We start from the raw sequence: 24,215 nt of genomic DNA on the forward strand, positions 1-24,215 counted from the left end.
GTACTGCCCTGGAGACGGGGTGGGAGAGTAGGACGCCGCCGGACAACCCTTCACCGAAGGCCCACCCCCACGGGTGGGCCTTCGGCATTTCTGCATGACCTCATCGCCGTGGTGCGTACCACCGCCGCGCGTCGGACGGCCGACTCACGACCAGCCGTAGCCGGCCACCCACCGCACGATCTCCGCGAAGTACCGGGCCCGCGGGCCCGGCGCCGAGAGGGTCAGGTCGTGGATGCCGTCCGGGATGCGCACCAGCGTGACGACCTGACCGAGGTGCGATGCACGGCGCGCCAGGGGCTCGACGTCGAGCACGGTGTCGGCGGCGCGCATGTCCTCGCTCCACCGCGTCGCGAAGAGCGACCGTTCCGCGAGCAGCACGAGGACGGGACAGCTGATCGAGAGGCCGGCGGCCACCCGCGCGTGACCGGCGATGATCGCCCTGAGCCAGCCCGCGCGCACGGGGAACGACGGCACGGGCCGCCACGCGGGATCGATCGTCCACGTGCCGTCGGCACGGTCGCGCAGCGTCCGGGCGTAGTAGCCGGGGTCCACGTTCGGCAGGGGAGTGCGCGGCTGGAAGCGGGCGAGCTGGCGGATGGCGGGCCCCGACACCGTGCGGGCCACGGACGAGCCCTGGAGCTCGAGCCAGGGGCTGTTGAGGACGAGGCCGCGCACGGCTCCCGGATTCCGGTGCGCCCAGAGTGCTGCGACCAGTCCCCCTGTCGAGTGGGCCATGATCATGACGGCCGCGTTGGTGCCGAGATCCGTATGGACGGCGGCGAGTGCAGACTCGATGTCGACGTCGTAGACACCCAGGTCGTCCACGTAGCCCGGCGTCTGGTGCGGGCGCAGGCTCCTGCCGTACTTGCGCAGGTCGAGCGCGTAGAACGCGGCGCCCTGGGCGTGCCAGTGCTCGGCGAGCTCCGTCTGGAAGAAGTAGTCGCTCCAGCCGTGGAGGTAGAGCACCGCGCGTGCCGGTCGCACCGCTCCCGTGGCGGGCGGTGCGTAGCGCACCAGCGTCGCGACCACGGGCCCCTCGTCGTCGTCGGGCAGCGTCAGCGTCCGCTGTTCGTAGCCGTCACCGAGGACGTCGGGCTGCCAGGTCTCCTCCGTCACGGCGCGTCAGACGAGCGGCAGCATGCGGCCGAGGTCGGGCACCGCCTCGGACGTGTAGACGGGCGCGAGGGCGTCTGCGAGCCGGTCGACGTGGTACGGCTCGCGGCCTGTGGCGAGGCGGGCCCAGAGCAGCGGGTTCTTCACCTCGAGGCTCCAACCGCCGCGCGCGACGACGACGCGGAGCAGCTCCGCGGCGACGACGTCCAGCGCTCCGGGATCCACCGGCCCGTTGACCACCTCCGGGAAGGACCGGGCCAGGTCGTCGGCGTGCACGACGAGCTCGAGCAGCCGGGAGGCGACCATGTCGTGCAGCGTGATCGGACCGCGGCGCCCCTGCACGGCGCCCGCACTGGCGAGCTGGTCGAGCCGGGCGAAGCCCTGCCGCGCGAGCTCCTCCACGCCGCGGAGCCGGTCGGGGGCGAGCCGGGCGTCCAGGTCCCGCATGGTCGAGGTGATCTCGTCGGCCACGTCGGGATAGGCGGCGAGGTACTCGGCAAGGCTCAGCGGCACGGTGCCGGCCGGGGCGGGCTCGCAGCTCGCGAGCGTCTCCCAGACCTGCCCGAGGTGGGACACCAGCTCGCCCACCGACCATCCCTCGAGCACGCTGGGCCGCTCCGCCGCCCGGTCGATGCCACCCCTGAGGTCGCGCAACCACCGGTCGAGCACCGTCCACTGGTCGCGCAGGTGTCGGGCAGCGTCCGCGGCGTCGGCATGCATGTCGGACATCATGCCGCCCCCTCCGGCACTCACGCATGCTCACCGCGTGGGCAGGTGCGCGGCACGGGCCGATCCGGGACCGTGGTGGGCGGTCAACCGCGGGCGCGGGCCCGCTCGCCGAGGAAGTCGGCCATGATCGGGCCGAGCTGCTCGTGCTCGATGAGGAAGCCGTCGTGACCGTAGTCGCTGCGCAGCGTGCGCAGCGGCTCGGCCCCGGGGATCCCTGCTGCGATCCGCTCGCAGTCGCGCGGCAGGAAGAGCCGGTCGGAGTCGACGGCGACGACGAGCGCGTGCGCCGTGATCGACCTGAGGGCGGCCTCGACCCCGCCCCGGTCGCGCCCGAGGTCGTGCGTCAGCATGGACTGCGTGAGCAGCACGTAGGAGTTGGCGTCGAAGCGCCGCGCCAGCTTGTCGCCGTGGTGGTCCAGGTAGGACTGGACGGCGTACCGGCCGTCGGTGAACGGGTCCTCACCGCCCTGCGGCAGGCGACCGAACCGCGCGTCGAGCTCTTGTGCCGAGCGGTACGTCGCGTGCGCGATCTGCCGGGCGAGGCCGAGGCCGAGGTGCGGTCCGTCGCCGTCGTCGGCGTCGTAGTAGTCGCCGCCGCGGAACCTCGGGTCGGCCTGGATCGCGCCGATCTGGGGATGCGCCCAGGCGATCTGGTCACCCGTCGTCTGGGCGGACGTCGCGATCGCCGCGACCGACTCGACCTCGAGGCCCGCCTCGGGCCCGAGGACGGCCCACTCGAGCACGCGGTGACCCCCCATCGAGGCACCGACGACGAGCGCCCAGGACCGGATCCCCAGAGCGTGCGCGAGCTCGATCTCGACGGCGACCTGGTCGCGGGCGGTCACGCGCGGGAACCGGCTCCCCCAGGGTGCGCCGTCGGGCGCGGGTGACGCCGGGCCCGTGGTGCCCTGGCACCCGCCGAGCACGTTCGGTGCGACGACGAACCAGCGGTCGGTGTCGATCGGCGCCCCGGGTCCGACGAGCTGCTGCCACCAGCCGGCCGTCGTGTGGCCGGGGCCGGCGGGCCCCGTCACGTGCGAGTCACCCGTCAGGGCGTGCAGGACGAGCACCGCGTTCGAGCCGTCCGGCGCGAGGGTGCCCCACGTCTCGTACGCGACGCGCACGTCGGTGAGGCGGCCGCCCGACTCGAGGTCGAACGTGCCCACGTCGGCGAAGCGCCGGTTCCCCGCGTCGTCGCCGTCGCGCCAGGCTCCCGTCGCGGGCGCGGCGGTCTTGACGCGCGAGCGCGAGGACGCGGCCGCGCTCGCGGCGCGGGGCGGTCGGGGCGGGAGGAGCTCGTCGGTCACGGGGTTCACCGCCGGCCACTGTACGGCCGGGGCGTCGGCGGCGCCCCGGCCGTCCAGATCGGTCATCGCGCGTCCTGCCGGTGCCTCAGGCGCCCAGCGCCGACTTGGCGGCCGTGAAGCCGAGCTCGAGGTCCGCGAGGATGTCGTCGACGTGCTCGATGCCGACGGCCAGGCGGACGAGGCCGGGCGTCACGCCGGACAGCGCCTGCTCCTCGGGCGTGAGCTGGCTGTGCGTCGTCGACGCGGGGTGGATGACGAGCGAGCGGACGTCGCCGATGTTGGCGACGTTGGAGTGGAGCTGGAGCGCGGACACGAACGCCTGCCCGGCGTCGGCGCCGCCGTCGAGCTCGAAGGCCAGGACGGCGCCCGCGCCGCGCGGGAGGTACTTCTGGGCGTTCGCGTACCACGGGCTGGACGGCAGACCGGCGTAGTGGACGGTGCGGACGTCGTCGCGCGCCTCGAGCCACTCTGCGACGGCCTGCGCGTTGGCGACGTGCCGCTCGACGCGCAGCGACAGCGTCTCGATGCCCTGCGCGATGAGGAAGGCGTTGAAGGGCGAGATCGCGGAGCCGAGGTCGCGCAGGAGCTGGACGCGCGCCTTGAGCACGTACGCGAGGTTCGCACCGAGCATGCCGCCGACGCCGAGGTCGCGGGCGTAGACCAGCCCGTCGTACGTGGGGTCGGGGGTGTTGAAGTTGGCGAAGCGCTCCGGGTCGGCCGCGAAGTCGAACGACCCGCCGTCGACGATGACGCCGCCGATCGCCGAGCCGTGCCCGCCGAGGTACTTCGTCGCCGAGTGCACGACGACGTCCGCGCCGTGCTCGAGCGGGCGCACGAGGTACGGCGTCGCGACCGTGTTGTCCACGACCAGCGGCACGCCGCTCTGGTGGGCCACGTCCGCGACGGCGGCGATGTCGAGCACGTCCGCACGCGGGTTCGGGACGGTCTCCGCGAAGAAGAGCTTGGTGTTCGGGCGCACCGCTTCGCGCCATGCCTGCGGGTCGTGCGGGTCGGTGACGAACGTGGTCTCGACCCCGAGCTTCGCGAGCGAGTGCTGGAGCAGGTTGTACGTGCCGCCGTACAGGCTGGGCGACGCGACGACGTGGTCGCCCGCCTCGGCGACGTTGAGGATCGCGAAGGTCGTCGCGGCCTGGCCGGAGGCGAGCAGGAGCGCGCCGACGCCGCCCTCGAGGGACGCGATCCGGTTCTCCACGACCTCCTGGGTCGGGTTGCCGATGCGCGTGTAGATCGGGCCGAGGTCCTTGAGCGCGAAGCGGTCCGCGGCGACGGAGGCGTCGGGGAAGACGAAGGACGTCGTCTGGTAGATCGGCAGCGCTCGGGCGCCGGTGCCCGGGTCGGCCTGCTGGCCGGCGTGGACCTGGCGGGTCTCGAAGGACCAGGCGGGGGACTGCTGGGTGCTCATCGGTTCGCTCCTGCGGGACGGTGGGTGGCGCGGGTGCGCCGTGAGGTCGGCCGCGGGAGCGGGAGGCTGGAGGCCCGGCCGCGGCGGGAAGCGCACGCGGGACGTGGTGCCCGGGAGGTGCCGCCGTCATGGCGAACCCACCTGCGGGCAGGCGAACGTGCGCTGTGGTCAGCTACACATTCGGCGGGTCATGCGTCGACAGTAGGCAGGGACACCGCCGCGCGGAAGCGGCGTCTCACTCACCGAGACCACATGTTGAGAAGGCGCGGGCCTGCCGACCCGGGAGGACCCGCCCTCGGCCACGCCGGCGACGGTCGTGGAACGCGCGACGGCGCCCCTCACCGAGCGAGGTGAGGGGCGCCGTCGGGCGGGGGCGAGGGCTCGTGCGGCCCGTGGCTCAGTGGCCCACGTGGTAGCCCGAGTCGATCGCGCGCTGCAGCGACCGCTCGATCTCGGCCTCGGCCTCGGAGCGGCCCACCCAGTGCGCGCCCTCGACCGACTTGCCGGGCTCGAGGTCCTTGTAGACCTCGAAGAAGTGCTGGATCTCGAGACGGTGGAAGTCGGAGACGTCGTCGATGTCCTGGCGCCACGCGGCACGCTGGTCGCCCGTCGGCACGCACAGCACCTTGTCGTCACCGCCCGCCTCGTCGCGCATGCGGAACATGCCCAGCGCGCGGCAGCGGATGAGGCAGCCGGGGAACGTGGGCTCCTCGAGGAGGACCAGGGCGTCCAGCGGGTCGCCGTCCTCGCCGAGCGTGCCCTCGATGAAGCCGTAGTCGTCCGGGTAGCGCGTCGACGTGAAGAGCATGCGGTCGAGACGGATGCGCCCGGTCGCGTGGTCGACCTCGTACTTGTTGCGCTGGCCCTTGGGGATCTCGATCGTGACGTCGAACTCCACTGCGTGTCCTCCAGTCGTACCGGCACCGCAGGACTCGGGCGGTGGCTGGTCGGGGTGATCGACGGACGGCGCCGTCGTGCGGACTAGTGTGACACGAGGCGTCGCGCCGTGACCGCCGGGCGGGGGCCGTACGGTCAGCCGGATGAGTGATAATGCGCACGTGCTCGCGCGCGGCCCGCCCGGCCGGTCGTCGTCGGCACGGCCGCACGCGACGCCACGAACGGGAGACACGCATGGGTTGGGGCACGCGCGCCGGCGTGACGGTCGGCGTGGTTCTCGCGCTCACCGGCGGCTACCTCGTGGCCGACGCCGTCGACGTCGTCCCCGGGATGCTCACCACCGCCCCGCCGCCCCAGGAGCCCGCACCCTTCCCCGACCCGCCCGGCGCGGTCGCCGCGCCCCCGCTCGCCGCGGGCCTGCCTCCGCTCGACGGCGCCGCGCCGGTGCCGGACGGCACGACGGTCCAGCAGCTCACGGACGCGCTCGTCGCCGACCAGCGGCTCGGGCCGCGGGTCGGCGCCCTCGTCGTGGACGCGGCCACCGGGGAGACGCTCGGCAGCGCCGGCGCGACGACCGGCCACGTGCCCGCGTCCACGCTGAAGGTGCTCACCGCGGCCGCGGCGCTGACGTCCCCCGGGCCGGACACCACGCTCCCCACGCGCGCCGTGCTCGACGGGCTGGACACCGTCGTGCTCGTCGGTGGCGGCGACATGATGCTCGCAGCCGGCGCGGGGGACCCGACCGCCGTCGACGGCCGGGCCGGACTGGCCGACCTCGCGGCGCAGGTCGCGGCCGAGCTGCGCCTGACCGGCCGCACGACGATCACCCTGCGGCTGGACGACACCCTGTTCACCGGGCCCGCCGTGTCGCCCGCCGTCTTCCCGGGGAACGTCACGGCCGGCTACGTCGCGCCCGTCGCCGCGCTCGCGGTGGACGTCGCCCGGCTCGAGGACGAGGAGTACGCGCCCCGGGCCCCTGACCCGGCGATGGCCGCGGCCCAGGCGTTCGTGCAGGCGCTCGCCGCCGAGGGGATCACCGTCTCGGGAGACCCCGAGCGCGCCCCGGCGCCCTCGGACGCCCGCGTGGTCGGCGAGGTCGAGTCCGCCCCGCTCAGCGAGATCGTCCCCTACCTGCTCCAGCACTCCGACAACACGATCACCGAGGTCGTGGGCCGCGTCGTCGCGGTCGACGCCGGCCTGCCCGGATCCGCCGAGGGCGCGGTCCGCGCGGTGCGCGACGCCGTCGAGCGGCTCGGGGTCGACCTCACCGGCGCGCAGCTCGCGGACCTCTCCGGCCTCGGGGACGGCTCCGTGCTCACGCCGCGCCAGCTCGTCGACGTCGTGAGCCTGCTCGCCGACCCCGGGCACCCGCGGCTGCGGCCCGCGGCCGTCGGCCTGCCCGTCGCGGGCCTGTCCGGGACGCTCGACGACCGCTTCCTCGACAACGGCGCGCGCGGTGTCGTTCGCGCCAAGACCGGAAGCCTGCCCGACATCACCTCGCTCGCCGGCACCGTCGTGACCGACGACGACCGCCTGCTCGTGTTCGCGCTCATGGCCGACGCCGTGCCCGAGGGCGGCACGTACGGCGCGCGCATCATCCTCGACGACTTCGTCGCGTCCCTCGCCGCGTGCGGCTGCTCCGGCTGAGACCGGCACCGCGCCGCACCCGGGATACCGTGGAGCGGTGACGCTCGTCGAGAAGGCCGACCGCCCGCCGGGCGGACCGTCGATCGTGGACTGGCACGCTGCGGCCCAGGTCGCCGGCCACCTCGCCCGGCCCGGCCCGCAGGCGTCGCGCGACGAGCTCGCGGACCTCGTCGACGGCCTGCGCGAGGCCGCCACGACCGCCGTGCCGCACGTGCTCGACGTCACCCGCATGACCCCGGCCGGGGCCGTGCGCCCGACGGCCCTCGGCAGCGTCTACGTCGTCGACCGGGCCCGGTGGGCGCAGGCCAACACGGAGATCATGGCGTCCCTGACGGACGGGGTCGCGCAGTCGCTGCTCGCCGACGGCTCCGACCGTGAGCCGCACGTCCCCCAGTCGGCCGCGCTCGTCGGCGCGGCCCAGCTCGGTTCGGTGCTCGCGGTGCTCGCGAGCCGCGTCCTCGGGCAGTTCGACCCCTACAGCGGCACGACCTCGGGCGGGCCGGGACGGCTCGTCCTCGTCGCGCCCAACGTGCTCCAGGCCGAGCGCGCGCTCGACCTCGTCCCCGACGACTTCCGGCTGTGGGTGTGCCTGCACGAGCAGACGCACGCGCTGCAGTTCGCGACGGCGCCGTGGCTCGCCGGGCACCTCGGCGGGCGGGCGCACCGGCTGCTCACGGACCTGTCGGCGTCGTCGCGCCGGCTCGCCGAGGCCCGCGTGACCGAGAAGCTCCGGACCGTCGGCCGTGCCGTGCTCTCCGCCGTCCGCGGGGAGGGCGGCACGCTGGTCCACGGGTTCCTCACGGACGACGAGCGGCGCCAGCTCGAGGACGTGTCCGCCGTGATGGCGCTCCTCGAGGGGCACGCCGACGTCGCGATGGACGCCGTCGGGCCGCGCACCGTGCGCACGGTGCGCAGCATCCGCCGCAGGTTCGAGGCCCGGCGCGACGGCGCGGGCGGGTCCGGGTTCGACGTCGTCCTGCGACGGCTGCTCGGCATGGACGCCAAGATCGCGCAGTACCGCGACGGAGCCGCGTTCGTGCGCGCCGTCGAGAAGGAGGTCGGGCGCGACGGGTTCAACGCCGTCTGGGCCGCGCCCGAGAACCTGCCCACCGCCCGCGAGATCGCCGACGCGCGCGCCTGGGTGCGCCGCGTGCACGGCTGAGCGCCGGTGGGCGGACCCGCGCCGGCCGTGGCGGGCGCGCGCCGCGCGGTCCGCGCCGCGGTCGCCGACGTCCCGCGGGGCGGTCTCGTGCTCGTCGCGTGCTCCGGTGGCGCCGACTCGACGGCGCTCGCGGCCGCGACGGCGTTCGCCGCACCACGGCTCGGGCTGCGCGCCGGGGCGGTCGTCGTCGACCACGCCCTGCAGGAGGGCAGTGCCACGGTGGCGGACGCCGCCGCGCACCGGTGCCGCGACCTCGGGCTGGAGCCGGTGCAGGTCCGGCGCGTCGTCGTCGCGCCCGGTGGGGGCGGCCCGGAGGCGGACGCGCGGGCGGCGCGGTACGCGGCGCTGGCGGCCGCCGCCGAGGAGCTGGGGGCCGCGGCGGTGCTCCTGGGCCACACGCTCGACGACCAGGCCGAGACCGTGCTCCTCGGCCTGGCCCGTGGTGCGGGAGCGCGCTCCCTCGCCGGCATGGCATCGCACCGCGGCACCTGGCGCCGGCCCTTCCTCGGCCTGCGCCGCACCGACACCGAGGCGGTCTGCACCACGCTCGGCCTGCCGTGGTGGGACGACCCCACGAACGGGCTCGACGGGCCGGAGGAGCGGCCGCTGCGCTCGCGGGTGCGCGGTCGGGTGGTCCCCGCGCTGGTCGACGTCCTCGGCCCCGGCGCCGTCCCCGGCCTCGCGCGCACGGCCGACCTCCTGCGCGACGACGCCGACCTGCTCGACGCCCTCGCGGCCGAGCTCCTCGACCGGGCGCTCGTCGCGCAGGCCGCCGACGGGCCCGTCCCGGCCGGCACCGTCGAGCTCGACGTCGCGACGCTGGAGGCGGCTCACCCCGCGCTGCGCGGGCGGGCGCTGCGGGCCGCGGCGCTGCGCGCGGGGTGTCCCGACGGGGACCTGTTCGCGGTGCACGTCGCGGCGCTCGACGCGCTCGTCGTGGCATGGCGCGGGCAGGGGCCCGTGCACCTCCCGGGGGACCGTCGGGCGCGCCGCGCGTGTGGCAGGCTGTCCCTGGGTCCGCCGGACCGTCCCCCCGGGCCGCCGCGACCACCCCTCCGACCCACCCCCGCACCCCAGGAGTGACCCCCCGTGGAAGCATCGGACGTCGCTGGCGACCTCGAGAACGTCCTCCTCACCGAGGAGCAGCTCGGCAGCAGGCTCGACGAGATCGCCGCACAGATCGACCGTGACTACGCGGGCAAGGACCTCCTGCTCGTCGGCGTCCTCAAGGGAGCGGTCATGGTCATGGCCGACCTCGCGCGCCGGCTCAGCCACCCGGTCGAGATGGACTGGATGGCGGTCTCGTCCTACGGGTCGGGCACCAAGTCGTCGGGCGTCGTGCGCATCCTCAAGGACCTCGACGCGGACCTCACGGGCCGCAACGTGCTCATCGTCGAGGACATCATCGACTCCGGCCTGACGCTGTCGTGGCTGCTGTCGAACCTGCGGTCGCGCGGGCCCGCTTCGGTCGAGATCGCCGCGATGCTGCGCAAGCCCGACGCCGCGAAGACCGAGGTCGACGTGCGCTACGTCGGGTTCGACATCCCCAACGAGTTCGTCGTGGGCTACGGGCTCGACTACGCGGAGAAGTACCGGAACCTGCCGTTCGTGGGCACCCTGGCCCCGCACGTCTACTCGAGCTGACCGGGCGACCACGCCCTGGGCGAACAGCGACCGGATCCACAGCCGACGTCAAGGTGGAGCGTGTAGTTTCGAGCCCGAACACTTGCGCGAGCGGAGGGATCCGGGGCCCCGCGCCCCGTCGCCGATGAACATCAAGAAGATTCTCAGTGGGCCGATCGTCTGGATCGTGCTCGGCCTCGTGATCCTGTGGATCGCGTTCACGACGCTGTCGCGTCCCACGGTCCAGCGCATCGACACGTCCGCCGGCCTCGAGCTGCTCGCCGGCGACACGGTCGAGCAGGCGCTCATCGTGGACGGGGACCAGCGCGTCCGCCTCACGCTGTCCGAGCCCTACGTGGCCGACGAGGGCACGGAGGACGAGCAGGAGTACGGCACGAACGTCGAGTTCTTCTACGTCGCGCCGCAGGGCGAGGCGGTCGTCGACGCGGTCGTGGCGGCCGAGCCCCCGGAGGGCTACAACTCCGAGGTCGCGCAGCCGTCGTTCTGGTCGTCGCTGCTCGGGCTGCTCATCCCGTTCCTCATCATCGGCGTGCTGTTCTGGTTCCTGCTGTCGCGGATGCAGGGCGGCGGCTCGCGCGTCATGGGCTTCGGCAAGTCGCGCGCCAAGCTCGTGTCCAAGGACACCCCGCAGGTCACGTTCGCCGACGTCGCGGGCGCCGACGAGGCGGTCGAGGAGCTCCACGAGATCAAGGAGTTCCTCTCCGAGCCGGCGAAGTTCCAGGCCGTCGGGGCCAAGATCCCGAAGGGCGTGCTGCTCTACGGCCCGCCCGGGACGGGCAAGACGCTGCTCGCTCGCGCCGTCGCGGGCGAGGCGGGCGTCCCGTTCTACTCGATCTCCGGCTCCGACTTCGTCGAGATGTTCGTCGGCGTCGGCGCGAGCCGCGTGCGCGACCTGTTCAACCAGGCCAAGGAGAACTCGCCGGCGATCATCTTCGTCGACGAGATCGACGCGGTCGGGCGGCACCGCGGTGCCGGCATGGGCGGCGGCCACGACGAGCGCGAGCAGACGCTGAACCAGCTCCTCGTCGAGATGGACGGTTTCGACGTCAAGACCAACGTCATCCTCATCGCCGCGACGAACCGCCCGGACATCCTCGACCCCGCGCTCCTGCGCCCGGGCCGCTTCGACCGCCAGGTCGCCGTCGAGGCGCCCGACCTCAAGGGGCGCGAGGCGATCCTGCGGGTGCACGCGAGCGGCAAGCCCATCGTCGAGCACATCGACCTCGCCGCGGTCGCGCGCCGCACGCCGGGCTTCACCGGTGCGGACCTCGCGAACGTGCTCAACGAGGCGGCGCTGCTCACCGCGCGCAGCGGTGCGCAGCTCATCGACGACCGCGCGCTGGACGAGGCGATCGACCGCGTCGTCGCGGGCCCGCAGAAGCGCACGCGCGTGATGAACGTCAAGGAGCAGAAGATCACCGCGTACCACGAGGGCGGCCACGCGCTCGTCGCGGCCGCGATGCGGTACACCGACCCGGTGACGAAGGTGACGATCCTGCCGCGCGGGCGTGCCCTCGGCTACACGATGGTCATGCCCACCGAGGACAAGTACTCCACGACGCGCAACGAGCTGCTCGACCAGCTGGCCTACGCCATGGGCGGGCGCGTCGCGGAGGAGCTCGTGTTCCACGACCCCACCACCGGGGCGTCGAACGACATCGAGAAGGCCACCGCGATCGCGAAGAAGATGGTCACCGAGTACGGCATGAGCGAGCGCGTCGGCGCGATCAAGCTCGGCACGGGCTCGGGCGAGCCGTTCATGGGCCGCGACATGGGGCACACGCGCGACTACTCGGAGTCGGTCGCGGGCACGGTCGACCACGAGGTGCGCAAGCTCGTCGAGGCCGCGCACGACGAGGCGTGGGAGGTGCTCACGCAGTACCGCGACGTGCTCGACGCGCTCGTGCTCGAGCTCCTCGAGAAGGAGACGCTGAACCAGGCGGAGCTCGCCCGCGTCTTCGAGCCGGTGAGCAAGCGCGACGCGCGCGACGTGTGGCTCTCGAGCGAGCAGCGCTCGGTGTCCCAGCGCGGGCCCGTCCAGACCGACGCCGAGAAGGCCGCGCAGAACGGCCACCCGGTGATCCCGCAGGACGAGGCCGCGGCGGCGAACGACGAGCTCCCGCCCGAGCGCATCGGCGAGGTCCCTGCCAGCTCACCGTTCGACAGGGCGCCCGGAGGCGCCGGGCCCGGCGACGGCACGACCGACGTGCCGGGGCCGAGGCAGGACTGATGTCCGACGACGGCGTGCACGGCGCGATCACCCGTGCCGGGTCTGCCGCGGACCTGCCCGCGCCGGCGCAGGTGCCGCCCTACGACGCGCAGCGTGCCGAGGCCGCCGTCCGCGAGCTGCTGCTCGCGGTCGGCGAGGACCCCGACCGCGAGGGCCTGCGCGACACCCCCGCCCGCGTCGCGCGCGCCTACCGCGAGATCTTCGCGGGACTGCGCCAGGAGGCGGGCGACGTCCTGACGACGACGTTCGACCTCGGCCACGAGGAGATGGTGCTCGTCAAGGACATCGAGGTGTACTCGACGTGCGAGCACCACCTCGTGCCGTTCCACGGCGTCGCGCACATCGGGTACATCCCCAACGTCGACGGCCGTATCACCGGGCTCTCGAAGCTCGCGCGCCTCGTCGAGGTGTTCGCGCGCCGGCCGCAGGTCCAGGAGCGGCTCACGTCCCAGGTCGCCGACGCGCTCGTCGAGCACCTCGAGCCGCGCGGTGCGATCGTCGTGGTGGAGTGCGAGCACCTGTGCATGTCCATGCGCGGTGTGCGCAAGCCCGGCTCGCGGACCGTGACGTCGGCCGTGCGCGGCCAGATGCGCGACGCCGCGACCCGGGCCGAGGCGATGAGCCTCATCCTGGGCCGCTGACGACGTGACCCGCGATCCGGCGCCGCACGGCGTGGCAGGGCTCGAGCGGTTCGCGGGGGTGGACCGCACGCTCGTCATGGGCGTGGTCAACGTGACCCCGGACTCCTTCTCCGACGGGGGCGAGTGGTACGAGCCGGACGCCGCCGTCGGGCACGGACGACGGCTGCTCGACGAGGGCGCGGACGTGCTCGACGTCGGGGGCGAGTCCACCCGGCCCGGCGCCGGCCGCGTACCGGTCGCCGAGGAGCTCGCACGGGTGCTCCCCGTGGTGTCCTCGCTCGCCGCGGACGGTGCCGTGGTGAGCGTCGACACGACCCGCGCCGAGGTGGCCCGGCGTGCGGTGGACGCCGGTGCCCGGATCGTCAACGACGTCTCCGGCGGTCTCGCGGACCCGCGCATGGCGCAGGTCGTGGCCGAGACCGGTGTCGCGTACGTGTGCATGCACTGGCGCGGGCACGCGGACGTCATGGACGAGCTGGAGCGCTACGACGACGTCGTGACCGACGTGCGCGCCGAGCTCTCGGCGCGCGTCGACGCCCTCCTCGGAGCAGGGGTGCGGCGCGAGCAGATCGTCCTCGACCCGGGGCTCGGCTTCTCGAAGGCCGGCTCGGCGAACTGGCCGCTGCTCGCCCGGCTGGGGGAGCTCGAGGACCTTGGCCTCCCGGTGCTCGTGGGAGCCTCGCGCAAGAGGTTCCTCGGGCACCTCCTCGCCGGTCCGGACGGGCGTCCCGTGCCTCCGTCGTCGCGCGACGACGCGACCGCGGCGGTGACGACCCTCGCCGCCGCGGCCGGCGCCTGGTGCGTGCGGGTCCACGCCGTGCGCGCGTCCGCGGACGCCGTGCGCGTCGTCGCCGCGTGGCGGCGGGCGGGTGCGACGAGCACGGCCCGGACCCTCCCCGTGCCCGGACGAGACGACTCGACGAGGCGGGCCGCGACCTAGCAGGATGGGGCGGCAAGGGCGTCCGGCCACGACGGTCGGGCAGCCACGGCACGACCGGCGGGACCGGCACGGCACACGGGACGTCCGTCACCTGCGGGTGCGGAGGTCCGACGCGAGGACGGAGTACGACGTGACCACAGCGTTCGCAGGAGCGGTCCTCGACGCGGACGGGCGGCCGTTCGACCGGATCCGCCTCACGGGTCTGAGCAGCACCGGTCACCACGGCGTCCTCGACCACGAGCGCGCCGACGGCCAGGTGTTCCGCGCCGACGTCGTGCTGCATCTCGACACGCGCGAGGCCGCCCGCGGGGACGAGCTCGCCGACACCGTGAGCTACGCGGGCGTCGCCGAGGACGTCGTCGCGGTGCTCGCCGGGTCCCCTGCCGACCTCATCGAGACGGTCGCGGAGCGCATCGCGGCCACGATCCTCACCCACCCCGACGTCGTCGCCGTCGACGTCGCCGTCCACAAGCCGCAGGCGCCGCTGACCGTGCCGTTCGACGACGTCGAGGTCGTCATCCGGCGCGACCGCGTCGTCGTGCCCGTCGTGCCGCCCCTCGCCCGGAGGCACGACGGCGGCGCCCAGGACTCGCGTCCCGTCGCCCCGATCCCCGTCGGCTCCGTCGCGCCGGCGCTCATCCACGGTGTCGAGGCGCCGCGCGAGCCGGAGCCTGCGTCCCCGGCGTCGTCCGCCGGGCCCGACGTCCGTGACGAGGAGCTCCCGCTCGCCCCGGCGCCGTCCGTCATGCCGCCGAGCATCCCGCCGTCGAGCGCGGCCACCGGCGCTCTCGAGGTGCCGGTCGTGCGGGCGCAGCACGACGCCGTGGACCCCCTCGCCGACGCCCACCCCGGTCCGCAGCAGCACACCGCGACGGGGCCGACGACCGGACCCGTCCCGACCGGGCCCGTCGCCGCCGCCATGCCTGTCGCGGCCGTGCCTGTCGTGGACATGCCCGTCGGCGGCGTGCCCCTGGCGTCGGGGCCGACCGGGCCGGTCGACGTGGAAGGCGGCGGGGCCGTGCCGCCCTCAGGACCCGACGGGCCGTTCGAGCCGTCGGCCGGCGGCGAGCCGGGCACGGACGACCGCGCAGGCGCCGACGGTCTTGGGGGCGGGCGCACGGACGAGCCGGCTGCGGCCGCCGACGGTGCGGAGACCGCGGCCGGGCGTGGCGGGCCGGCGCCCACCGACCCGGCGCCCGCGGGCCCGTCGCCCACCGACCCGGCGCCCGCGGGCCCGTCGCCCACCGACCCGGCGCACGCGGAGCCGCCGCGCGCAGACCCGGCGTCCGCGGAGCCCGAGCGACCGCGGGACCGGATGGACGAGGTGCCGGCGGACTTCGTCGAGGTCGTCCTCGCGCTCGGCGCGAACCTCGGTGACGCGCAGCAGACCCTGCGGCGGGCGATCACCGACCTCGACCGCATCCCCGGCCTGGAGATCACGGACGTCTCGCCGCTCGCGCGCACGGCCGCCGTCGGGCCGGAGCAGCCCGACTACCTCAACACCGTCCTCCTGGCCCGCACGCGCCTGTCGGCACGCGACCTCCTCCACGCGTGCCACGACGTCGAGCACGCCCACGGGCGCGTGCGCGACGAGCGCTGGGGCCCGCGGACCCTCGACGTCGACCTGGTCGTGTACGGGTCGCTCACCGACGTGGCCGACGACCTCGAGCTCCCGCACCCGCGGGCGCACGAGCGCGCGTTCGTGCTCGAGCCGTGGTCCCAGGTGGACCCCGACGCCGTGCTCCCCGGGCTCGGGGGCGGCCCGGTGGCGGCGCTCGCGGCGACGGCGCCCGACCGTGCCGGGATCCGCTGGCTCGCCCTGGACTGGCTGACGGAGCCGGCGCCGAACCCGACGGGAGCGGTCCCGGTCGCGGCGGCCGACGCCCCCGCACCGCAGCAGCCGGCACCGCAGCAGCCCGCCCCGCAGCAGTCGACACCTGAGCAGTCGGCAGCTCAGCAGTCGGTACCGCAGCAGCCCCCGACGCACCCGCCCGGGCCGCAGCAGTCCGTGCCGCCGGTGCCGCAGCCCGCGGACCGGCCGGCGCCGCCGGCCGACGTGCGACCGCCGTTCGCGCCCGTGTCCGAGGGGCCGCGGTCGGGGGCGTTCGCCGCGCCGGAGCCCCCGCTCCCGACGCAGCAGCCCGTCCCGACGCACCCGCCCCTCCCGCCCCAGCAGGCGCCCGCAGACCTCGGCGCCGCGGCTCCGGTGTTCAGCCCGGTGCGCCCGGCGGAGCTCGAGCCGGGCGACGCCCGGGACGTGCCGGGCACCCCGCCGTCGGGCTCACCCCGGCCAGGGCCGGGAGACGAGGGAGACGGCATCATCCGCGGTGTGCCGTTCGCGGCGGTCGCCGCCCCCCAGCCGGTGACGGCACCCCAGCCGGTCGCCGCGCCGGGACCGCTGGCCGACCCGGCGCTGCACCCGGTCGTGCCGCCCGTGCCCGTGCCCACCGTGCCGGCGCCGCACGCCGCCCCGGCCCCGAGCCCGCAGGACGCACCGCCCACGGCGGACGACCGCGAGCCGGACCGGACGCGGGAGGACGAGCGCGCGCCGCGCCAGGACCTGTGGCCGCCGTTCCCGCCCGTCTCGGGCCCGGCCCCCGACGCGCAGCGGTGATGCGCCGCACCTCGGTCCGCACGCTGCTGCTGGTCGCCGTCGTGACGGCGGTCGTGGGCTGGCTCGTCGTGCGAGCGGTCGAGGGGACCGGGACGTACCTGCCGCCCGTGCCGTGGGTCGTGGACGTCGCGATCGGCGCCCTCGCGGCGGCGGTGCTCTGGGCGGGCTGGACGGTGCGCGCCTACCAGAAGGGGCGCCGCCCCGGGCTCGACGCGATCCGGGCGGCACGGACCTTCGTGCTCGCCAAGGCGGCCGCGCTCACGGGCGCGCTCCTGGCCGGGTGGTACGGCGCACAGGTGCTCGTCACCCTCCCGGACCTCGCCATCGAGCCGCGCCGCGACCGCGCCGTCGCCGCCGGCGTGGCGGTCGTGTGCGCCGTCGTGCTCGCCGTGGCCGGTCTCGTCGCGGAGCGCTTCTGCCAGCTCCCGCCGCGGGACGGGGGCGAGGACGGCGACGGGGTGACGCGCGAGGACCCCGAGACGCCCGGGGCGAGCACGACGGCCTGAGGGCGGCACACCCGCGGGCGACGCCGCCGGCACGGCGCAGGATGGGAGGATCGACCCATGACGGACGCTGACCTGCCCACCGCGGCGCACCGGCCCCCGCAGGCCACGGAGCCCGGACCGTTCGACCCGCCGGGGGTCGTGTGGTCCCGCGTGTCGCCGCGCCTCGCCACCGCCCGGCTGCTGTCGGCCGGGATCGTGCTCGGCGTCCTCGCCGTCGCCGCGGTCGTCCTCCTGCTCGTGCTCGACCAGTGGTGGCCGTGGATCCTCCTCGGCCTCGTCGTGGTGCAGGCGGTCTGGACGGCGGTCGTCGTGCCGCGCCAGGTGCGGGCGATCGGCTACGCCGAGCGCGACGACGACCTGCTGATCCGCACGGGCATCCTGTTCCGCACCCTCGTCGTGGTGCCCTACGGCCGCATGCAGTACGTCGACGTCCAGGCAGGCCCGCTCGCGCGCAGGCTGCGTATCGCGCAGATCCAGCTGCACACCGCCTCCGCCTCGACGGACGCGACCATCGACGGCCTCGAGCCGGCGGAGGCGGAGCGTCTGCGCGACCGTCTAGCGTCGCGCGGCGAGGCCCGGCTGGCGGGCCTGTGAGCGAGACGGCACCCGCGCCCGCGGGCCTGGAATGGCACCGGGTCCACCCCGTGACGCCCGTCGTGCGCGGGTGGACCGTGATCGCGGTCCTGCTCGTCGTCGTGGGGCAGCAGACGCTCAACGGGCTCCCGGAGGGCGAGAACCTGCTCGAGGGGGACCGCTGGTGGCAGGTGCTCCTGGGCATCCTCGCCGTCGGGCTGGTCGGTCTCGGGTTCTCCTGGCTCGCGTGGCGCATGACGAGCTACGCGGTCGACGAGGACTCCGTGCACCTGCGCACCGGCGTGCTGTTCCGCCAGCAGCGGCGCGCGCGCCTGGACCGCCTGCAGGCGGTCGACATCGTGCAGCCGCTCGTGGCGCGCTTCTTCGGGCTCGCCGAGCTGAAGCTCGAGGTCGCCGGCGGCGGGGACTCCGGCGTCAAGCTGGGGTTCCTCAAGGAGGCGGACGCGAACCGGCTCCGCGGCGAGCTGCTCGCTCGGGCCGCCGGGCTGCGGGTCGGCCCGTCCGCCCCCGCCGGCCCGTCCGCCCCCGCCGGCCCGTCCGCCCCCGCCGGCCCCGACGCCGGGGTGCCGGCGCCCGCGACACCCGGTGCCGCCGAGCCGGGGACCGCTCCGCCGGAGGCACCGGAGCAGCCGGTGACCGCGGTCCAGCCGGGACGCCTGATCGCGTCGCTCCTGCGCTCGGGGGCGACGGTCGGGCTCGCGATCGGCCTCCTCGGCATCACGGGCGTCGTGATCGGCACCCGCGAGATCGGCATCCTCTTCAGCATGCTGCCCGCGGTCCTCGGGTTCGGGGGCTACCTCTTCCAGCGGTTCACGGGCGAGTTCGGGTTCCGCTCCGCCATCTCGCCCGACGGCATCCGCCTGCGCCACGGACTGCTCGAGACACGCTCGCAGACCATCCCGCCCGGACGCGTGCAGGCGGTGCGGCTGCGGCAGGGCCCGTTCTGGCGGGGCCCGGACTGGTGGCGGGTCGACGTCAACGTCGCCGGGTACGGGCCGGCGGCCGACTCGACCGGGTCGAACAGCGTCCTGCTGCCCGTCGGCACGCGCGACGAGGCGCTCGCGGCGCTGTGGCTCGTGCTGCCCGACCTCGGCACGCCCGCCCCGCGCGCCCTCCTCGACGAGGGGCTGTCCGGTCTCGACGCCGGGGAGAACTTCGTCGTGGCGCCGCGCCGTGCCCGGCTCCTCGACCTGGTGTCCTGGCGCCGCAACGGCTTCAGCGTGACGGACCGCGCGCTCGTGCTGCGCGGCGGGCGCGTGTTCCGCGAGCTCGTCGTCGTGCCGCACGAACGCACCCAGTCCCTGGGGATCGAGCAGGGTCCGCTGCAGCGGCGGCTCGACGTCGCGACGTTCGCCGTCCACTCGACCCCCGGACCGGTCGCGCCGAAGGTCCGGCACCTCGACGCGCACGACGCGGCCCGCCTGCTCGACACGCAGGCCGTGCGGGCGCGCGAGGCGCGCGCGCACCAGGGCCCCGAGCTGTGGATGCGCCGGGACGAGGTGCCGCTGGACGACGCCCGACCCGAGGAGGCGACCGCGTGAGCGCGGCGAGCGGCGGGACCCGCCCGGGACGGCTCGGGGTCGGCGTCGTGGGCGCCGGACGCGTCGGCGCCGTCCTCGGCAGCGCGCTGCGCGCCACGGGCCACGCCGTCGTGGGGGCGAGCGGCATCTCCGAGGCGTCGCGCGAGCGCGTCGAGACGCTGCTGCCCGGGGTGCCGGTGCTCGAGGTGCCGGACGTCGTCGAGCGTGCCGAGCTCGCGCTCCTCGCGGTGCCCGACGACGCCCTGCCCGGTCTCGTGCGCGGCCTCGCCGACGTCGGGGCGTGGCAGCCCGGGCAGATCGTCGTCCACACGTCGGGCCGCTACGGCGCGGGCGTGCTCGACCCCGCGCGCGCCGCCGGGGCGATCCCCCTCGCGATCCACCCCGCCATGACGTTCACCGGCACGTCCCTCGACCTGTCGCGGCTGGAAGGCACGACGTTCGCCGTCACCGGTCCCGCCCCGGTCCTCCCGATCGGTCAGGCGCTCGTCGTCGAGGTCGGGGGCGAGCCCGTCGTCGTCGCCGAGGAGTCGCGCGGCCTCTACCACGCGGCCCTCGCGCACGGGGCGAACCACCTCGTCGTGCTCGTCGCCCAGGCGGCACAGGCCCTCGAGGCCGCCGGCGTCGACCAGCCCGGCCGCGTCCTCGCGCCGCTGCTGTCCGCCGCGCTCGACGGTGCGACGCGCGCGGCCGACGCCGGCTCCGGCGGGGGACCGGGCGCGATCTCCGCACTCACCGGGCCGGTGTCGCGAGGCGACGTCGGGACGGTCACGGAGCACCTGGCCGCGCTGCGGGCGCTCGCGGCGACGAGCGACGCGGTCGACGTCCTGCCGTCGTACGCCGAGCTGGGCCGCGCCGCCGCACGACGGGCCCGCGCCGGCGGGCGCATCGACGCCGACGCGGAGCGCGCCGTCCTCGACGCGCTCGACGCCACGACCCCGGAGGACCGCGCATGACCTCGCACCGCTCGGACGACGCCGGCGCCACGACCGGGACGCCGGCACCCCGCGTCGTGACGACGCGCGCCGACCTGCGCGCCCTGCTCGGCGGCACCGGGGAGGCCTCGCGCCGGGCGGACCGTGCGCGCCGGGCGGTCGTCATGACGATGGGCGCGCTGCACGCGGGCCACCTCGAGCTCGTGCGCCGTGCGCGCGAGGAGGTGGGGCCGGACGGCGAGGTGGTCGTCACCGACTTCGTCAACCCCCTGCAGTTCGGGCCCGGCGAGGACTTCGAGCGCTACCCGCGCGACGTCGCGGCCGACGTCGCGCTCCTCGCCTCCGCGGGGCCGGACGCCCGCACGGACGTGGTCTTCGCGCCGTCGGTCGAGGAGATGTACCCCGACCTCGCAGGTGCGGGGCACGGCGGCGGGCCGATCGTGCGCGTGACGTCCGGGCGCATCGGGACGGTCCTCGAGGGCGCCTCGCGGCCCGGGCACTTCGACGGGGTGCTCACGGTCGTGCTCAAGCTCCTGCACCTCGTGCGCCCGGACGTCGCCGTGTTCGGCGCGAAGGACGCCCAGCAGCTGCTCGCCGTGCGGCGCATGGTCGCCGACCTCGACGTCGACGTCGAGGTCCTCGGCGTCGCCACGGTGCGCGAGAGCGACGGCCTCGCGCGCTCGTCGCGCAACGCCTACCTGTCACCGGAGGAGCACGAGCAGGCGCTCGCCCTGAGCCGCGCCCTGCGCGCCGGGACGGACGCGGCGGACGCGGGCGCGCGCGCCGACGAGGTGCTCCGCGCGGCCCGGGGAATCCTGGAGCAGGCCGTGGGTGTTGACGTCGATTACCTGGTGCTCGTCGATCCGGCTACCGTGGAGGACCTGGCGCCCGGCGCCGTCGGTCCGGGCCTCCTCCTCGTGGCCGCGCGCGTGGGCACCACCCGCCTCATCGACAACACGGTCGTCGACGTCAGGGAGGCCGGCCGCGCCCGCGACACGGGCCCCGACCGGCGTCCGTGACCGCCCGACGCCCCACTGGAGGAACCGCGTGACCGCGTCGAGCCCCCGTCCTGCCGCCGATCGACGCCCGGCGTCGCTCCAGCGACCCATGATGATCGGCAAGATCCACCGTGCCACGGTGACGCAGGCCGACCTGCACTACGTCGGCTCGATCACGGTGGACGCCGACCTGCTGGACGCCGCGGACCTGTACCCGGGCCAGCAGGTCGACGTCGTGGACGTCACCAACGGCGCCCGCCTGACGACGTACGTCATCCCGGGCGAGCGCGGTGCCGGCCAGGTGTGCATCAACGGTGCCGCGGCGCACCTGGTGAACCCGGGCGACGTCGTCATCCTCATCGCCTACGGCATGCTGTCCGACGCCGACGCGCGCACCTACCTGCCCCACGTCGTGTTCGTCGACGCGGACAACCGGATCGTCGAGCTGTCGGACGAGCCCGGTCTCGTGCCGGCGGGCCACGGTCTCGAGGCGAGCGGGCTGCCCTTCGCGCCGTTCCGGGACGACGCCGCCCCCACCCGCGGGTGAGCACGCTCGCGCGGACGCTCGCGGCGCCGGAGCCGGGCTGGACGACGACGGCCGACGTGGTCGTCGTCGGGTCGGGGATCGCGGGGCTCACCGCGGCGCTCGAGCTGCGTACCCGCGTGCCCCACGTGCTGCTCGTCACGAAGGGCGAGCTGTCGTCGGGCTCGACGGTCTGGGCGCAGGGCGGCATCGCCGCGGCGCTGCATCCCGAGGACTCGCCCGAGGCGCACCTCGCCGACACGCTGGTCGCCGGGGTCGGGTTGTGCGACCCCGTCGCGGTCGAGGTGCTCGTCACGGAGGGACCGGAGCGCGTGCGCGAGCTCGTGGAGCGCGGGGCGAACTTCGACCGGGCGGCGAACGGCGACATCGCGCTCACCCGCGAGGGCGGCCACCACGCGGACCGGATCGCGCACGCGGGCGGCGACGCCACGGGCGCGGAGATCTCCCGCGCGCTCGTCGCGCAGCTCGCCGCGGTGCTCGACGACCCGGGCATCGAGGTGGTCGAGAACGCGCTGGTGCTCGACGTGCTGACGACCGCGCCGGGGCCCGACGGAGCGACCCGGGCGTGCGGCGTGACGCTGCACGTCAAGGGGGAGGGCACGCGCGACGGCGTCGGTGCGGCGCTCGGCAGGGCCGTCGTGCTGGCGACCGGGGGAGTGGGGCAGATCTTCCGCTCCTCGACCAACCCCCCGCAGGCGACCGGCGACGGGATCGCGGCGGCGCTGCGCGCGGGCGCGACGCTCGGCGACCTGGAGTTCGTCCAGTTCCACCCGACCGTGCTGTGGCTCGGGCTCGGTGCGAAGGGACAGCTCCCGCTGATCTCCGAGGCGGTGCGCGGCGAGGGCGCGATCCTCCTCGACACCGAGGGCCACCGCTTCATGCCGTCGCAGCACCCGATGGCGGAGCTCGCACCGCGCGACGTCGTCGCGCACGCGATCGTGCGGCAGATGACGGCGACCGCGTCCGACCACGTGCTGCTCGACGCCCGCCACCTCGGTGCCGACTTCCTGCGTGCCCGCTTCCCGACGATCACCGAGCGGCTCGCCGACCACGGCATCGACTGGACCGAGGAGCCCGTGCCGGTCGCGCCCGCGCAGCACTACCACTCGGGCGGCGTGGTCACGGACCTCCACGGCCGCTCGTCGGTCGACGGCCTCTACGCGGTCGGCGAGGTCGCGTGCACCGGGGTGCACGGGGCCAACCGCCTCGCGTCGAACTCGCTGCTCGAGGGCCTCGTGTTCGCGCACCGCGCAGCGCACGACATCGCGTCGCGCGTCGCCGCCGGCGAGCTCCCGGTCGGGGAGCCGGCGCCGCGACCGGGGTCGTCGGCGCTCGTCGCCGCCGCCGCGCGCTCGCGCATCCAGACCGTCGCGTCCGAGGGGCCGGGCGTCGTCCGGGACGGCGAGGGTCTCGCCGCCGCGGCGCGCCGCCTCGCCGCCGTCCGCTCCGACGCGCACGAGGCGAGCGACGTCGTCGCGCAGCCGCAGGCCGCGGAGTGGGAGACCACGAACATCCACCAGGTCGCGACGGCGCTGACGGCCGCGGCGACGCTGCGGACGGAGAGCCGCGGGGGCCACTTCCGTACCGACTTCCCCTCGACGGACCTCGCGTGGGAGCGCCGCGTGCTCGTCTCGCTCGACGACGACGGCTCCCTCGACGTGCGCTGACGCGGCCGGTGACCGACGGGATACCGTGGGCGACCGTGAGCACCCCCGAACCGGTCGACGGATCCACCGGCACCACGTCCGACGGCGCGGCGCGCCCCGACCTCCCGTCGCACGTCGAGCCCGCCCTCGACCCCTTGTGGATCGCCGACACCGTGGCCCGCGCGCTCGACGAGGACCTCGGCCCGGCCCCGGGCCGGGACGTCACGACGCAGGCGACCGTCCCGGCGTCGGTGACCGGCACGGCCCATCTCGTGGCGCGCGCGGACGGGGTCGTCGCGGGGCTGGTCGTGGTGGAGGAGGTCGTGCGGCAGGTGGCCGCGCGCCTGGGCCTGCCGGAGGTCGAGGTGACGTTCGCGGCGCGCGACGGCGAGGCCGTGGGCCGTGGGCGCGTGCTCGCCGCGCTCACCGGTCCGGTGCAGGTGCTCCTCGTCGCGGAGCGCACGCTGCTCAACCTCGCGAGCCGCGCGTCGGGCGTCGCGACGGCGACCCGTGCGTGGGCGCGCGAGCTCGCCGGCACGGGTGCGCAGGTGCTCGACACCCGCAAGACGACGCCCGGGCTGCGCGCGCTTGAGAAGTACGCCGTCCGGGCGGGCGGCGGGACGAACAAGCGCATGGGCCTGTACGACGTGGCGATGGTCAAGGACAACCACGTCGTCGCGGCCGGGTCCGTGAGCGCCGCGATCGCCGCGATCCGCCGGACGTTCCCGGACGTGCTCGTGCAGGTCGAGGCCGACACGACGGCGCAGGCGCTCGAGGCGCTGGACGCGGGCGCGGACTTCCTGCTGCTCGACAACATGCCGACGCCGGTGCTGGCCGAGACGGTCGCGGCCGTCCGTGCGCGCGAGGGCCGCGACGGCGTGCCCGCGAAGGTCGAGCTCGAGGCGACGGGCAACCTCACGCTCGACCGTGCGAGGGAGGTCGCCGCGACCGGCGTGGACTTCCTCTCGGTCGGCGCGCTCACCCACTCGGCGCCGATCCTCGACCTCGCGCTCGACCTCCAGCCCGGGCTCCCGAGGTAGAGCTCTGGTCCGGCGCCACGTCGCGGGGCGTGCGGACGGCCCGCCGCGGGGCGTCGGTAGAATCGCC

General features: G+C 75.5%; 21 protein-coding genes. 16 read left to right on the forward strand and 5 right to left on the reverse strand.

The window, feature by feature from the left end; all coding sequences use genetic code 11:
- Nucleotides 1-144: 144 nt before the first annotated feature.
- From ACFTZA_RS15895 to ACFTZA_RS15915, 5 genes are all read right to left on the reverse strand, one after another.
- Nucleotides 145-1,116, reverse strand: coding sequence for an alpha/beta hydrolase (locus ACFTZA_RS15895; protein WP_378197024.1), 972 nt, complete (start codon nucleotides 1,114-1,116; stop codon nucleotides 145-147).
- A 6-nt stretch (nucleotides 1,117-1,122) separates the two neighbouring features.
- Complete coding sequence (locus ACFTZA_RS15900; RefSeq protein ID WP_378197027.1) at nucleotides 1,123-1,833, reverse strand: maleylpyruvate isomerase N-terminal domain-containing protein; 711 nt, start codon at nucleotides 1,831-1,833, stop codon at nucleotides 1,123-1,125.
- A 92-nt stretch (nucleotides 1,834-1,925) separates the two neighbouring features.
- A complete protein-coding gene (locus ACFTZA_RS15905; RefSeq protein ID WP_378197029.1) occupies nucleotides 1,926-3,215 on the reverse strand; it encodes a homoserine O-acetyltransferase in 1,290 nt (429 codons plus the stop codon).
- A 19-nt stretch (nucleotides 3,216-3,234) separates the two neighbouring features.
- On the reverse strand, nucleotides 3,235-4,572 hold the full coding sequence (locus tag ACFTZA_RS15910) for a bifunctional o-acetylhomoserine/o-acetylserine sulfhydrylase (protein ID WP_378197032.1): 1,338 nt from the start codon (nucleotides 4,570-4,572) through the stop codon (nucleotides 3,235-3,237).
- 397 nt (nucleotides 4,573-4,969) lie between these two features.
- The gene (locus ACFTZA_RS15915; protein ID WP_075829561.1) at nucleotides 4,970-5,470 is read right to left on the reverse strand and encodes an inorganic diphosphatase; all 501 of its coding nucleotides are present in this window, start codon (nucleotides 5,468-5,470) and stop codon (nucleotides 4,970-4,972) included.
- Between the two features lie 233 nt (nucleotides 5,471-5,703).
- Here ACFTZA_RS15915 and dacB point away from each other — a divergent pair, with 233 nt between their 5' ends.
- From dacB to nadC, 16 genes are all read left to right on the forward strand, one after another.
- On the forward strand, nucleotides 5,704-7,116 hold the full coding sequence (gene dacB, locus ACFTZA_RS15920; RefSeq protein WP_378197037.1) for a D-alanyl-D-alanine carboxypeptidase/D-alanyl-D-alanine-endopeptidase: 1,413 nt from the start codon (nucleotides 5,704-5,706) through the stop codon (nucleotides 7,114-7,116).
- A 37-nt stretch (nucleotides 7,117-7,153) separates the two neighbouring features.
- A complete protein-coding gene (locus ACFTZA_RS15925; protein WP_378197040.1) occupies nucleotides 7,154-8,278 on the forward strand; it encodes a zinc-dependent metalloprotease in 1,125 nt (374 codons plus the stop codon).
- 6 nt (nucleotides 8,279-8,284) lie between these two features.
- Complete coding sequence (gene tilS / locus ACFTZA_RS15930) at nucleotides 8,285-9,361, forward strand: tRNA lysidine(34) synthetase TilS (RefSeq protein ID WP_378197043.1); 1,077 nt, start codon at nucleotides 8,285-8,287, stop codon at nucleotides 9,359-9,361.
- A 6-nt stretch (nucleotides 9,362-9,367) separates the two neighbouring features.
- The gene (gene hpt / locus ACFTZA_RS15935) at nucleotides 9,368-9,922 is read left to right on the forward strand and encodes a hypoxanthine phosphoribosyltransferase (protein ID WP_378197046.1); all 555 of its coding nucleotides are present in this window, start codon (nucleotides 9,368-9,370) and stop codon (nucleotides 9,920-9,922) included.
- 124 nt (nucleotides 9,923-10,046) lie between these two features.
- Nucleotides 10,047-12,152 carry an ATP-dependent zinc metalloprotease FtsH gene (ftsH, locus tag ACFTZA_RS15940; protein WP_378197049.1) on the forward strand — a complete coding sequence of 702 codons (2,106 nt, stop codon included), beginning with the start codon at nucleotides 10,047-10,049 and terminating at the stop codon, nucleotides 12,150-12,152.
- Nucleotides 12,152-12,793, forward strand: coding sequence for a GTP cyclohydrolase I FolE (folE, locus tag ACFTZA_RS15945; RefSeq protein WP_378197053.1), 642 nt, complete (start codon nucleotides 12,152-12,154; stop codon nucleotides 12,791-12,793). Before ftsH ends, folE begins: the two co-directional genes overlap by 1 nt.
- 76 nt (nucleotides 12,794-12,869) lie before the next feature.
- Nucleotides 12,870-13,733: a dihydropteroate synthase gene (gene folP / locus ACFTZA_RS15950; protein WP_378197117.1), complete on the forward strand. Its 864-nt coding sequence runs from the start codon at nucleotides 12,870-12,872 to the stop codon at nucleotides 13,731-13,733.
- A gap of 130 nt (nucleotides 13,734-13,863) precedes the next feature.
- A complete protein-coding gene (folK, locus tag ACFTZA_RS15955) occupies nucleotides 13,864-16,347 on the forward strand; it encodes a 2-amino-4-hydroxy-6-hydroxymethyldihydropteridine diphosphokinase (RefSeq protein WP_378197056.1) in 2,484 nt (827 codons plus the stop codon).
- Nucleotides 16,347-16,853 (forward strand): DUF3180 domain-containing protein, encoded by a 507-nt coding sequence (locus tag ACFTZA_RS15960; protein WP_378197059.1) that lies wholly within the window; start codon nucleotides 16,347-16,349, stop codon nucleotides 16,851-16,853. Before folK ends, ACFTZA_RS15960 begins: the two co-directional genes overlap by 1 nt.
- Before the next feature lie 57 nt (nucleotides 16,854-16,910).
- Nucleotides 16,911-17,447, forward strand: a complete 537-nt coding sequence (locus ACFTZA_RS15965) for a PH domain-containing protein (protein WP_378197062.1) — start codon at nucleotides 16,911-16,913, stop codon at nucleotides 17,445-17,447.
- A complete protein-coding gene (locus ACFTZA_RS15970; protein ID WP_378197064.1) occupies nucleotides 17,444-18,988 on the forward strand; it encodes a PH domain-containing protein in 1,545 nt (514 codons plus the stop codon). The genes ACFTZA_RS15965 and ACFTZA_RS15970 overlap by 4 nt, the downstream gene beginning before the upstream one ends.
- Nucleotides 18,985-19,941: a Rossmann-like and DUF2520 domain-containing protein gene (locus tag ACFTZA_RS15975; RefSeq protein ID WP_378197067.1), complete on the forward strand. Its 957-nt coding sequence runs from the start codon at nucleotides 18,985-18,987 to the stop codon at nucleotides 19,939-19,941. The genes ACFTZA_RS15970 and ACFTZA_RS15975 overlap by 4 nt, the downstream gene beginning before the upstream one ends.
- Complete coding sequence (gene panC, locus ACFTZA_RS15980) at nucleotides 19,938-20,939, forward strand: pantoate--beta-alanine ligase (protein WP_378197071.1); 1,002 nt, start codon at nucleotides 19,938-19,940, stop codon at nucleotides 20,937-20,939. Before ACFTZA_RS15975 ends, panC begins: the two co-directional genes overlap by 4 nt.
- A 91-nt stretch (nucleotides 20,940-21,030) precedes the next feature.
- Nucleotides 21,031-21,465, forward strand: coding sequence for an aspartate 1-decarboxylase (gene panD / locus ACFTZA_RS15985; protein ID WP_378197074.1), 435 nt, complete (start codon nucleotides 21,031-21,033; stop codon nucleotides 21,463-21,465).
- Nucleotides 21,462-23,129 (forward strand): L-aspartate oxidase, encoded by a 1,668-nt coding sequence (locus ACFTZA_RS15990; RefSeq protein ID WP_378197077.1) that lies wholly within the window; start codon nucleotides 21,462-21,464, stop codon nucleotides 23,127-23,129. Before panD ends, ACFTZA_RS15990 begins: the two co-directional genes overlap by 4 nt.
- A 134-nt stretch (nucleotides 23,130-23,263) precedes the next feature.
- Nucleotides 23,264-24,148, forward strand: a complete 885-nt coding sequence (gene nadC, locus ACFTZA_RS15995; protein ID WP_378197120.1) for a carboxylating nicotinate-nucleotide diphosphorylase — start codon at nucleotides 23,264-23,266, stop codon at nucleotides 24,146-24,148.
- Nucleotides 24,149-24,215: the final 67 nt, after the last annotated feature.

Source organism: Cellulosimicrobium sp. NPDC057127, from assembly GCF_042670945.1.
Taxonomy (GTDB): Bacteria; Actinomycetota; Actinomycetes; order Actinomycetales; family Cellulomonadaceae; genus Cellulosimicrobium.

Excerpts from the sequence above, each read along its gene's own strand:
- ACFTZA_RS15910 (WP_378197032.1), bottom strand. The coding sequence starts at position 4,572 with ATGAGCACCCAGCAGTCCCCCGCCTGGTCCTTCGAGACCCGCCAGGTC.
- panC (WP_378197071.1), top strand. The coding sequence starts at position 19,938 with ATGACCTCGCACCGCTCGGACGACGCCGGCGCCACGACCGGGACGCCG.
- ACFTZA_RS15960 (WP_378197059.1), top strand. The coding sequence starts at position 16,347 with ATGCGCCGCACCTCGGTCCGCACGCTGCTGCTGGTCGCCGTCGTGACG.
- ftsH (WP_378197049.1), top strand. The coding sequence starts at position 10,047 with ATGAACATCAAGAAGATTCTCAGTGGGCCGATCGTCTGGATCGTGCTC.
- dacB (WP_378197037.1), top strand. The coding sequence starts at position 5,704 with ATGGGTTGGGGCACGCGCGCCGGCGTGACGGTCGGCGTGGTTCTCGCG.
- ACFTZA_RS15965 (WP_378197062.1), top strand. The coding sequence starts at position 16,911 with ATGACGGACGCTGACCTGCCCACCGCGGCGCACCGGCCCCCGCAGGCC.
- panD (WP_378197074.1), top strand. The coding sequence starts at position 21,031 with ATGATCGGCAAGATCCACCGTGCCACGGTGACGCAGGCCGACCTGCAC.
- ACFTZA_RS15900 (WP_378197027.1), bottom strand. The coding sequence starts at position 1,833 with ATGCATGCCGACGCCGCGGACGCTGCCCGACACCTGCGCGACCAGTGG.
- folP (WP_378197117.1), top strand. The coding sequence starts at position 12,870 with ATGGGCGTGGTCAACGTGACCCCGGACTCCTTCTCCGACGGGGGCGAG.
- ACFTZA_RS15905 (WP_378197029.1), bottom strand. The coding sequence starts at position 3,215 with ATGACCGATCTGGACGGCCGGGGCGCCGCCGACGCCCCGGCCGTACAG.
- folE (WP_378197053.1), top strand. The coding sequence starts at position 12,152 with ATGTCCGACGACGGCGTGCACGGCGCGATCACCCGTGCCGGGTCTGCC.